The organism is Streptomyces sp. YGL11-2, assembly GCF_050054615.1.
Taxonomy (GTDB): domain Bacteria; phylum Actinomycetota; class Actinomycetes; order Streptomycetales; family Streptomycetaceae; genus Streptomyces.
In genome coordinates this window covers 101527-110902 of the sequence record NZ_JBNHIN010000018.1, presented here as the reverse complement: position 1 = coordinate 110902, position 9376 = coordinate 101527, and the positions used below count along the sequence as shown (strand labels likewise).

9 protein-coding genes and 1 pseudogene are annotated in these 9376 nt (G+C 72.2%); 6 read left to right on the top strand and 4 right to left on the bottom strand.

Features of this window, described 5'->3' with window-relative positions:
• Positions 1-227 precede the first annotated feature (227 nt).
• Entirely contained in the window at positions 228-926 is a 699-nt protein-coding gene (locus tag ACO1BR_RS21715) for a class F sortase (RefSeq protein ID WP_426796733.1), read from the top strand.
• A 370-nt stretch (positions 927-1296) separates the two neighbouring features.
• Here ACO1BR_RS21715 and ACO1BR_RS21710 read toward each other — a convergent pair whose 3' ends face one another.
• Positions 1297-1974 carry a hypothetical protein gene (locus ACO1BR_RS21710; protein ID WP_426796732.1) on the bottom strand — a complete coding sequence of 226 codons (678 nt, stop codon included), beginning with the start codon at positions 1972-1974 and terminating at the stop codon, positions 1297-1299.
• 116 nt (positions 1975-2090) lie between these two features.
• Here ACO1BR_RS21710 and hemC point away from each other — a divergent pair, with 116 nt between their 5' ends.
• The 3 genes and pseudogenes from hemC to ACO1BR_RS21695 all read left to right on the top strand — a co-directional run bounded on the left by hemC (position 2091) and on the right by ACO1BR_RS21695 (position 3930).
• Positions 2091-3026, top strand: coding sequence for a hydroxymethylbilane synthase (gene hemC, locus ACO1BR_RS21705; RefSeq protein ID WP_426796731.1), 936 nt, complete (start codon positions 2091-2093; stop codon positions 3024-3026).
• Positions 3027-3108: 82 nt separating this feature from the next.
• Positions 3109-3513 (top strand): annotated as a pseudogene (locus ACO1BR_RS21700) (agmatine deiminase family protein); the annotation flags it as partial.
• Positions 3514-3552: 39 nt separating this feature from the next.
• A complete protein-coding gene (locus ACO1BR_RS21695) occupies positions 3553-3930 on the top strand; it encodes an agmatine deiminase family protein (protein WP_426796790.1) in 378 nt (125 codons plus the stop codon).
• A gap of 70 nt (positions 3931-4000) precedes the next feature.
• Here ACO1BR_RS21695 and ACO1BR_RS21690 read toward each other — a convergent pair whose 3' ends face one another.
• Positions 4001-4078, bottom strand: coding sequence for a 50S ribosomal protein bL37 (locus ACO1BR_RS21690; protein ID WP_373287922.1), 78 nt, complete (start codon positions 4076-4078; stop codon positions 4001-4003).
• 250 nt (positions 4079-4328) lie between these two features.
• On the opposite strand from ACO1BR_RS21690, the gene ACO1BR_RS21685 reads away from it, so the two are divergent.
• Positions 4329-4883, top strand: coding sequence for a MarR family winged helix-turn-helix transcriptional regulator (locus tag ACO1BR_RS21685; RefSeq protein WP_426796730.1), 555 nt, complete (start codon positions 4329-4331; stop codon positions 4881-4883).
• The gene (locus tag ACO1BR_RS21680) at positions 4880-7444 is read left to right on the top strand and encodes an MFS transporter (protein ID WP_426796729.1); all 2565 of its coding nucleotides are present in this window, start codon (positions 4880-4882) and stop codon (positions 7442-7444) included. The genes ACO1BR_RS21685 and ACO1BR_RS21680 overlap by 4 nt, the downstream gene beginning before the upstream one ends.
• Positions 7445-7547: 103 nt before the next feature.
• Here the strand turns inward: ACO1BR_RS21680 and gntA are convergent, their stop codons facing one another.
• Positions 7548-8258, bottom strand: a complete 711-nt coding sequence (gene gntA, locus ACO1BR_RS21675; protein WP_426796728.1) for a guanitoxin biosynthesis heme-dependent pre-guanitoxin N-hydroxylase GntA — start codon at positions 8256-8258, stop codon at positions 7548-7550.
• A 124-nt stretch (positions 8259-8382) separates the two neighbouring features.
• Positions 8383-9276, bottom strand: a complete 894-nt coding sequence (locus ACO1BR_RS21670) for a LysR family transcriptional regulator (protein WP_426796727.1) — start codon at positions 9274-9276, stop codon at positions 8383-8385.
• Positions 9277-9376 lie beyond the last annotated feature (100 nt).

Below are 9376 nucleotides of genomic sequence, written 5' to 3'. Positions count from 1 at the left end.
GCCACCGTCCTCGTGGGACGGTGGCCGCGGCGATTGCGTTGCGGTCCCGCCCCCCCCGGGCCCCGCGCCGTCCTCGGCACCGCGGGCCACCGCGGTGACCTGCGCCCCCTCCCCGACATCCGGCGTCGTTCTCCGGCGCGTCCCGTCGCCCCGGCGTCCCGGGCCGTGCCCGCACGCCGCGTGTCCCCTTCCGCACCTCGCGCCGCCCGCTCACGAAAGGCACCCCTATGACCGCCCCGCAGACATCCCAGCCGAATCCGAACCCGGACCCCACCCCGGCCGCCCCTCCGCCCCGCCCCATCGGCCGCGGTCTGCTCTGGTCCGCGGGAGCGTTTCTGCTGGGTGCGATCCTCGTCTACAACTCGGTGGACACCTCGGCGGACGCCAAGCCGCCGTCCCGGCCCGAAGTCGCCGGCTCCGCGGCGCAGCGGACCGGCTCCCCGCAGCCGGAGCTGGTGCTGTCCCGTTCGGCGCCGAAGCGGCTGACGATCCCGGAGATCGCCGTGGACGCCCCGTTCACCGAGCTGACGCTCAGCTCCACCGGGCAGCTCAATCCGCCGCCGGCGACCAACCAGAACCTCGTCGGCTGGTACAAGGGCGGCGCGGCCCCGGGCGAGCGCGGCTCGGCGATCGTCGCGGGCCATGTCGACACCAAGACCGGACCGGCGGTGTTTTTGCAACTGGAAACCCTCAAGCCGGGCAGCACGGTCGAGATCACGCGAGAGGACGGCATCGTCGCGACGTTCCAGATCGATTCCGTGGAGACCTTCAGCAAGGCGAACTTCCCCAACGACCGGGTCTACGCGGACTCCGAGGACGCACAGCTGCGACTGATCACCTGCGGCGGCTCGTACGACCGTAAGGCCAAGGACTACGTCGCCAACGTGGTGGCGTTCGCCCACCTCGTCTCGTCGAAGCGCGCGTGAGGGGAAGCGCCGGTGAGATAGCGCGCCGGACGGTCGTACGGGGAAGCCCGGGCCGGTTGCCGCCCGCGCCGGCCCGGGCTCCCGCCGCGGGCGGGCGGCGCAGAGCCTCGGGTCGCGCCCTGTGCAGCGGGTACGGACTCGACACGCGGCACCGATCGGCCGTCTCTCCGGCCGGCGGGTGGCGCTGACGGAGCAGGCACGAAGACCGGTCGCCCACAGCCGCGCCGCGCCGAGGCGGGACGGCGGGCCCGGGACGGCTGGATCCGGCTGCGCCGTCCCTGGGCGCGGCGCTGAGCCGCACTCGCCCGCCGTGGTGCCGAGCGGCGCCGCGCACGCCAGTCCGCCCGGCGCGGCACCCATCACGCCCGGATCAGCGTGCGGACGGTACGGTTCCGTCCCAGCGCCAGGACGTGCGCCGCGGGAGCCCGGGGAGCGCGGTGCGCCCGGTGGCCCACAGGAGGGCGGGCCACGGCTCCGCCTCCGCCGGGGCGTCCGGGAACAGGCGGGTGAGGACCCGCGCGCACACCTCGGCGGGCGGCGACCAGTCAAGCCCCAGCCCTTCGGCGAGGTCGTGGGTGTGCACCAGGGTCTCCACCGCCCCCATCGCGGCGAAGCCTTCGGGGTCCGACACGCCGAAGGGGTGGTACGCGCGCACCTGCGGGGGTGTGGTGCGGACCATCGCGACCAGCAGCGCTCCGCTCGCCTCAAGCGTCTGCAGCAGCCCGGCCGGGCCCGCGGCGCGATCGGCGTGCACCGCGTTGGCGGGGCCACCGGGCCGGCGGCGCTCCCACACGTAGGGCACGTTTCCGGTCAACGGCGGTGTCCTGGGCCCCAGTTGGACGGCGTAGGCGAAGAGGTCGTCACTCAGGTGCTCGACCGTCTCCCAGCAGTCCCACTCCAGCGAACCGGCCGGTGCCCCCTCCCAGGCCGTTGCGGGCGCCGTACGCAGCAGGGCCACGGAGAGTCGTACGGCGAGGTCGAGATCGTCCGCCGTGACAGGCGACGGGGAGGGGACGGCCGGCGTGGGGGACGGTGTTGATCGGGACATGGCTGGGACGGTACCCCGAGCGCGGCGGCGAGCGGCGGTGGGGGAGGGGACGGGCGCTCGCCGCCCCCGACGCGCTGTCGGTAACTGTCCGCAACTGACGGTCTATCATCGGCGCCATGTCCGCCCCTGAACTGATCCGCATCGTGTCCCGTGACTCGCCGATGGCACTGGCCCAGGTGGAGCGCGTCCGCGCCGAACTGCGCGCGCTGCACCCCGACATCGCCACCGAGGTCATCCCCGTCAAGACGACCGGCGACCGGTGGATGGGGGCGCTCTCCCAGGTGGAGGGCAAGGGGGCGTTCACCAAGGAGGTCGACGCGGCGCTGCTCGCTGGTCAGGCGGACCTCGCGGTGCACTGCGTCAAGGACATCCCGGGCGACCGGCCGCTCCCGGCCGGGACCGCCTTCGCCGCCTTCCTCAAGCGGGACGACGTCCGGGACGCGCTGATCCACCCCGGCGGGCTCACCCTGGACGAACTCCCCGACCACACCCGTGTCGGCACCTCCTCCGTACGCCGGATCGCCCAGCTCGCCGCCTCCCACCCGCACTTGGAGTGCGTGCCGATGCGCGGCAACGCCAACCGCCGGATGGAGAAGCTGGCCGCGGGGGAGGCGGACGCGCTGCTGCTGGCGGTCTCCGGGCTGGAGCGCATCGGCCGCACCGACGTGATCACCGAGATCCTGCCGGTGGACACCATGTGCCCGCCCATCGGGGCAGGCGTACTGGCGCTCCAGTGCCGCGAGGGCGACACCGACACGATCGACGCGGTCAGCGGGCTCGGCGACCCGCAGACGTACCGGGAGACCATGGCGGAACGGATGCTGCTGCACGTCCTCCAGGGCCACTGCAACAGCCCCATCGCCGGGTACGCCAGGACCGACCGGCGCGGTGAACTCTCCTTGCGCGCCTGCGTCTTCACCCCCGACGGCAAGACCGTCCTCAACGCCCATGAGTGGGCCGGACCGCTCACCCCCGAGACGCTGGGCACGTCCGTGGCGGTCGCGCTGCTGCGCCAGGGCGCGCGCGAGCTGATCGACGCTATCGCGCACTGACCCGGAGCCCCCGGCGGACCGCAGGAGGAAGGCGCCTGGCCGATGCGTCCGCGGATGCCGGCCGAGTGGGCCGAGCCGTGAGGCGCTGTGGGGAGCGGCCTGTCCCGCAGCCCGGCGGGAGTGCGCGGCGGTGGCCCGCGCCGTCGCGGCCTTCAAGTCGGTGATCATGGTTGCCGCACCGGGGCAGGGCGCGGTGGCCCAGGAGGCGTGCGGGCCGGACATCGAGGTGATCGAGCTGCCCCTCGACGACTCCTGGATGCGTGACACGGGCCCGTTCTTCGCCTTCACCGAGGACGGCCGCCGGGTGGGGGGTCGACTTCCGCTTCAACGCCTGGGGCGGGAAGCACCACCCCTGGGATGCCGATGACCGGCTGGCCGCGCGGTGCTGGACCGGCTCGGCGTCGAGCGGTCGCACTCCCCGATGGTCCTCGACGGCGGGGCGGTCACCGTCGACGGCCAGGGCACCCTGATCACCACCGAGCAGTGTCTGCTGCTGCCGCAGACCGCGTACGGTGCGGTCGACGGCGTGGACGGGGACGTCGAGGTCGGGTACCTCAACTTCCCTCTCGCCAATGGCGGAGCGGTCGTGCCGGTCGGCGGCGGTGACCAGGACGCGGCCGCGCTCGCGGTGCTCGCCGCCGCGCTCCCCGGCCGCCGCGTGGTCGGTGTCCCGGCCCCGACCCCGGCCTTCGGCGGTGGCGGCGTGCACCGCATCACCCAGCAGCCGCCCAGGGCCGTCGGTCGCCGAGGCCGGCCCGCGGTACGGACGGGGGCACCGCGGCGCCGGCGAGCAGCAGACGGAATCCGGGGGTACCGGGTTCGGGGAGGACGAGCACCTGGGCGGTGGCGAGCAGTGCGGCCGCCACCAGGGACCCGACCGCCGCTGGTCCGGCGTCTGCGGTGAGGCGGCACCTGTGGCCGTCGTCACGCGCAGCACGTTGCCGGCCACCGCCCGGGGCGCACGGACCCTCGGCTCAGGACTGCGGCCGCTTGCCGTGGTTGGCCGCGTGCTTGCGACGTGACTTCTTCTTGCGGCGTCGCTTGGATGACATGCCGTTGTCCTCTCGTCGACTCGGTGGTGCTTTTCCTGGCATGTGTACCACCTTGGTCTGTTATCGCACCCCGGCGTGACCGGTGCCGCCGCGCGCCGCACATCGCGGCCGGCGGCCCGTTCGGCACCAGTGGTCAACACAGCCCTCCCCAGCCGCTATGCTTGCTAGGTACAAGCAATGTATCCAGTGACCGACTGGGTCTCGTATCCATGCCTCCACGCATGCGACATCACGGCGAGGGATCACGACGATGAGTAACGGCACGGTCCATGCCTGCGAGAGCGCGGGGATCGCGGAGATCACCGCCGAGTCGCGGCTGGACGAGGTCGCCGCCGGGCTGGGGACCGAGATCGTTCGCTTCACCCGGCTGATCGCGGCCTGGAAACAGCGCGCCAAGAACGACGCCGGGGCAGCCGACCGGGTGCTGCTCGCCAGGCTCGTGTGTGGCGGGGACCAGCGGGCGACCGACCTGGCCGCCGACGCGTTCCTGGACCTGTCGACGGTCAGCCGCCAGGTGAGCTCGCTGGTCGAGCGCGGGCTGGTCGCCCGCCGCCCCGACCCCGAGGACCGCCGTGGCTCGCTGCTGACCGCCACCGAATCGGGGCGGGCCCGGTTCGAGCAGTACCGGCGCCAGCGCGACGCGGAACTGGCCGCGATCCTCGAACCCTGGTCGCCGCAGGACCGGGCGGACCTGATCCGGCTGATGGGCCGGCTCAACGAGGACATGGCAGAACGACAACACACACGGCCGGACCCCGCGGAAGACCAGGGTGCCGACGTGGAGCAGGGAGAGATACGTACATGAGCACAGCCACCTCTCCGCCGGGGGCGCAAGCCAAGGCGATACCGGGGGCGGGGGCGCTCAGCCACCGCCAGATCCTCACCATCCTCAGCGGTCTGATGCTGGGGATGTTCCTCGCCGCGCTCGACCAGACGATCGTCAGCACGTCCATCCGGACCATCGCGGACGATCTGCACGGCCTGAGCCAGCAGGCATGGGCGACCACCGCCTACCTGATCACCTCGACGATCGCCACGCCGCTGTACGGCAAGCTGTCCGACCTCCACGGCCGCAAGCCGTACTACCTGACGGCGATCAGCGTCTTCGTCATCGGCTCGGTGCTCTGCACCTTCTCCACCTCGATGTCCGAACTGGCCGCGTTCCGCGCCATCCAGGGCCTCGGTGCCGGCGGTCTGATGTCGCTGGCGCTGGCGATCATCGGTGACATCGTCCCGCCCCGGGAGCGCGCCCGCTACCAGGGCTACATGCTCGGCACGTTCGCCACCTCCAGCGTCGCCGGCCCGCTGATCGGCGGCGCGCTCGCCGGCCAGGCCCACCTGCTCGGCATCACCGGCTGGCGCTGGGTCTTCCTGGTCAACGTGCCGATCGGCATCATCGCGCTGTTCGTCGTCGCCAAGGTCCTCAACATCCCGCACACCCGCCGCAACCACCGCATCGACTGGTGGGGCGCGCTGACCATCAGCATCGGTGTGGTCCCGCTGCTGCTCGTCGCGGAGCAGGGCCGGGAGTGGGGCTGGACCTCGACGCGCTCGATCTCCTGCTACGCCATCGGCGCCGTCGGCATCATCGCCTGGACCCTCGTCGAGCGGCGGATGGGCGACGACGCGCTGATCCCGATGCGGCTGTTCCGCAACGGCACCTTCAGCAAGACCAGCCTGCTGTCCGTGCTGATCGGTATGGGCATGTTCGGCGGGATGCTGATGATCCCGCAGTACCTCCAGATCGTGAAGGGTGCCAGCCCCACCAAGTCGGGTCTGGAGATGCTGCCGCTGATGGCGGGCATGATGATCGCCTCCATCGCCTCCGGCCAGATCACCGCCAAGACCGGCCGCTACAAGGTCTTCCCGATCATCGGCACCGCGCTGATGGTCGCGGCGATGCTGCTCTTCCACTACCGGGTCCAGTGGGACACTCCGCTGTGGGAGACCATGGTCTACATGCTCGTCTTCGGCCTCGGCCTGGGCGGCTGTATGCAGACCCTGGTGCTGGCGGTGCAGAACGCGGTACCGCCGAAGGACATGGGTGTGGCGACCGCCTCGTCCACGTTCTTCCGGCAGATGGGCGCCACCGCGGGTACCGCCATCTTCCTGTCGGTGCTGTTCAGCACCGTCGGCGACAAGATCGGCTCGGCGTTCAGGAGTGCCGCGTCCACCCAGCGTTTCCAGGAGGCGCTCAAGGACCCCGCGGTGCTGCACGACGCGGCCAACAAGCCGGTGCTCGACATGCTCAAGCACCCCGGCAACGGCGGCTCCTCGGGTGTGCTGAGCGATTCCTCGTTCATCCAGCACCTCGACCCGCGGCTGGCCGAGCCGTTCAAGCGGGGCTTCGCCGACTCGATGCACACCGTCTTCCTGATGGGTGCGATCGTCGTCGCGGTCGCCTTCCTGCTGATGTGGTTCATCAAGGAGGTGCCGCTGCGGCAGATCTCCGGCCTCCAGGCGCGGGCCCAGGCGGAGGCCGAGGCCAACGGCGACGCCCCGCCGGCCGCGGAGTCCGCACCGGCCGCCGAGCCGGCCGCGGAGGTGGCCCCGGCCGTCACCGCCGCCCTCGCCCCGGACCCCGCACCGGACGCGTCCGGTCCGCTGCTCCGCGGCACCGTACGGGACGGCGACGGCCGGCCGGTGCCGCAGGCCGCGGTCACCCTGATCAGCGTCGGCGGGCGGCAGCTCGGCCGTACCGCGACCGACGCCGACGGCGGCTACGCGCTGCCGACCACCGGTGCCGGGACGTACGTCCTGATCGGCTCCGCGGGCGCCCGTAAGCCGCAGGCGCTGACGGTCGTGGTGGGCGCCGAACCGGTGTCCTTCGATCTGACGCTGAGCGGTGCGGCCGGTTTGTCCGGTGAGGTCCGCGAGGAGAAGAACGACGACCCGGTGCCCGGCGCACTGGTCGTGGCCACCGACGTCCGCGGCGAGGTCGTGGCCTCCGGCGTCGTCGGCCAGGACGGCGGCTTCACCTTCGACGAACTGACCCCGGGCAGCTACACGCTCGCGGTCAGCGCGGAGCGCCACCGGCCCGCCGCCCTCCAGGTGGAGGTCACCCCCGGCACCCGCAACTGGTACGAGATCCGGCTCACGCTCGGCGCCCAGGTCCGCGGCACCGTCCGCACCCTGCTCGGCGGCCCGGTGGACGACGCCCGGGTGACGCTGCTGGACCCCGCGGGCAACGTCGTGGGCACCGCCACCAGCGGCCAGGACGGCGAGTACGTCTTCACCGACCTGGACACCGGCGACTACACGCTGATCGCCAGCGGCTATCCGCCGGTCGCCACCCCGCTGCGGGTGGACGCCGCCGGACACACGGCGTGCGACATCGAGCTGAACCACGACGGGGCGACGCACTGAGCCGCGACGCGGTGAACTGACGTCTGCCGCACCGCGGATGGCGGAACGGAACGGCGCAGGGCCCGGCGAAGCACGTTCGCCGGGCCCTTTCCCGTGCGCGGTATCATGGCTTGGGCTGCATGAGTTCCTCGGCGGGATCCTCGGCGGGCGGTTCGTGCCGCGCCGTGAACGGGCACGTCCAGTCCTTCTCCGTGAACCGCCCCGCGAAGTGCCGGGCGGGCTGCTCGTAGTCGTACTCGGTGAAACTCGGGTTGACGGAACCGTTGTTGGCGACCTCGCGCCGGCGGATCGCGTCCTGCATCGAGTAGAACTTCTCGCCGAGCAGCATGAACTGCGTCAGGGAGTTGAACGCGATCGCCGGAACGGAGAAGCGCCGGCTCGCCCGGGACGCCCCGGGATGCATACCGACCAGGAAGAACGCGTGCCCGCCCACATGAAAGCCGAAGTTCGGCCGGGTCGGGTCGGAGGTCGAGCCCGGGTCGAGCCCGTAGGTCTCGACGTCGGTGTCGTGCATGAACTGGAGGTGCCGCCACAGCAGTTCTTCATGGGCGCTCTCGTCGAGCCGCCCCGCGTCGTCGAACGTCGCGACAAACGTGCGGAAGCTCTGGGCGGAGAGCTGGGACGGCAGGGCGAGGGCGTACGCCAGCACGTCGCGGTAGTTGTCCCGCGCGGACTGCTCGTCGCCGAGTTCTCGGTAGTGGTGATGGGTGATGGTCTGCCGTCTGAGCGCGGCGCGGGCTCCCAGGCAGCTGAACTCGCGGGTCTGTATGAAGCGTTCCAGTTCGGCGCGGACGGTCGCGGGGGATGGGGTCATGGTGGGGCCTTGGCGGGGTGAGGAGCTGAGGGAGTCGCAGATCACCTGAGGTGTGATCACCGGATGTCGGGATCGACACTGCGCGGCTGTGATCGCGAGGACAAGGAGGAAACCGGACAAACAGTCATGCGTCCGCTCCGTAGAGCCCTGCGAAGGCGTCCAGCACCCGGTCGGTGGCCGGGTGCGGCTGGTCGGTACGCCAGACGGCGTCGACGGCGAGGGTGGCGCCGGGGGCGGTGAGCGGTACGAGGGCGATGTCGCGGGGGAGTTGGCGGGTGAGCGAGGCAACGACGAGGTTGACGCCGCGGCCGGCGGCGATGCCCGCCCAGGCGGTGGTGCCGGAGGCGGAACCGTCCAGGGCAGGGTCGAAGCCGGCGGCGCGGCAGGCTCCGACGACGGCGTCGTAGTAGCCGGGCGCCATGTCGCGCGGCCAGAGTTGGAAGGTCTCCCCGCTGAGCCGGGCGAGGTCCACGGCCCCGGCGCCGGCCAGGGGATGTCGGTCGCAGACCGCGGCCATCAGCGGCTCCCGGCGGACGGTGCGCCGGCTGATGCCCTCGGGCCAGTCCGCCGCGGGGGCGAGGGCGAGATCGCAGCGGTGGTCGCGCAGGGCGTGGCACACATCGCCTGCGAAGATCTCCCGGGTGTCCACTGTCAGGTGCGGGTACTCGCGGGCGAGCCGGCCGGTCAGCGCGGGGAGGGTCTCGTAGGCGGCGGAGAGCGAGTACGCCAGGCGCAGCCGGCCCGCCGCCCCGGCCGCCACCGCCCGCACATGCTCGGTGGCACGGGCCGAGGCGGCCAACAGCCGCTTGCAGTCGGCCAGATACGCCGCCCCGGCCGCGGTGAGGTCGACGCGCCGGGAGGACCGGTCCAGGAGCCGGACGCCGAGGATCTCCTCCAGGGCCTTGATCTGCTGGCTGAGTGCCTGCTGCGCGACGTACATGTCCTCGGCGGCGCGGGTGAAGCTGCGGCGCTCGGCCACCGCGACGAAGTAGCGCAGATGGCGCAGCTCGGGTTCCATGCGACGGGATCCTAAGGCGGCATGGTCGTACCCGGCGGCGACAAGCGCCGCTTGTGGGGCGACAACGCATCGCGCTTGTTGATCGACTCCGCCGCTCGTA

Coding starts and splice junctions, on each gene's coding strand:
- ACO1BR_RS21715 (WP_426796733.1), top strand. CDS start 228: ATGACCGCCCCGCAGACATCCCAGCCGAATCCGAACCCGGACCCCACC.
- ACO1BR_RS21710 (WP_426796732.1), bottom strand. CDS start 1,974: ATGTCCCGATCAACACCGTCCCCCACGCCGGCCGTCCCCTCCCCGTCG.
- hemC (WP_426796731.1), top strand. CDS start 2,091: ATGTCCGCCCCTGAACTGATCCGCATCGTGTCCCGTGACTCGCCGATG.
- ACO1BR_RS21690 (WP_373287922.1), bottom strand. CDS start 4,078: ATGTCATCCAAGCGACGCCGCAAGAAGAAGTCACGTCGCAAGCACGCG.
- ACO1BR_RS21685 (WP_426796730.1), top strand. CDS start 4,329: ATGAGTAACGGCACGGTCCATGCCTGCGAGAGCGCGGGGATCGCGGAG.
- ACO1BR_RS21680 (WP_426796729.1), top strand. CDS start 4,880: ATGAGCACAGCCACCTCTCCGCCGGGGGCGCAAGCCAAGGCGATACCG.
- gntA (WP_426796728.1), bottom strand. CDS start 8,258: ATGACCCCATCCCCCGCGACCGTCCGCGCCGAACTGGAACGCTTCATA.
- ACO1BR_RS21670 (WP_426796727.1), bottom strand. CDS start 9,276: ATGGAACCCGAGCTGCGCCATCTGCGCTACTTCGTCGCGGTGGCCGAG.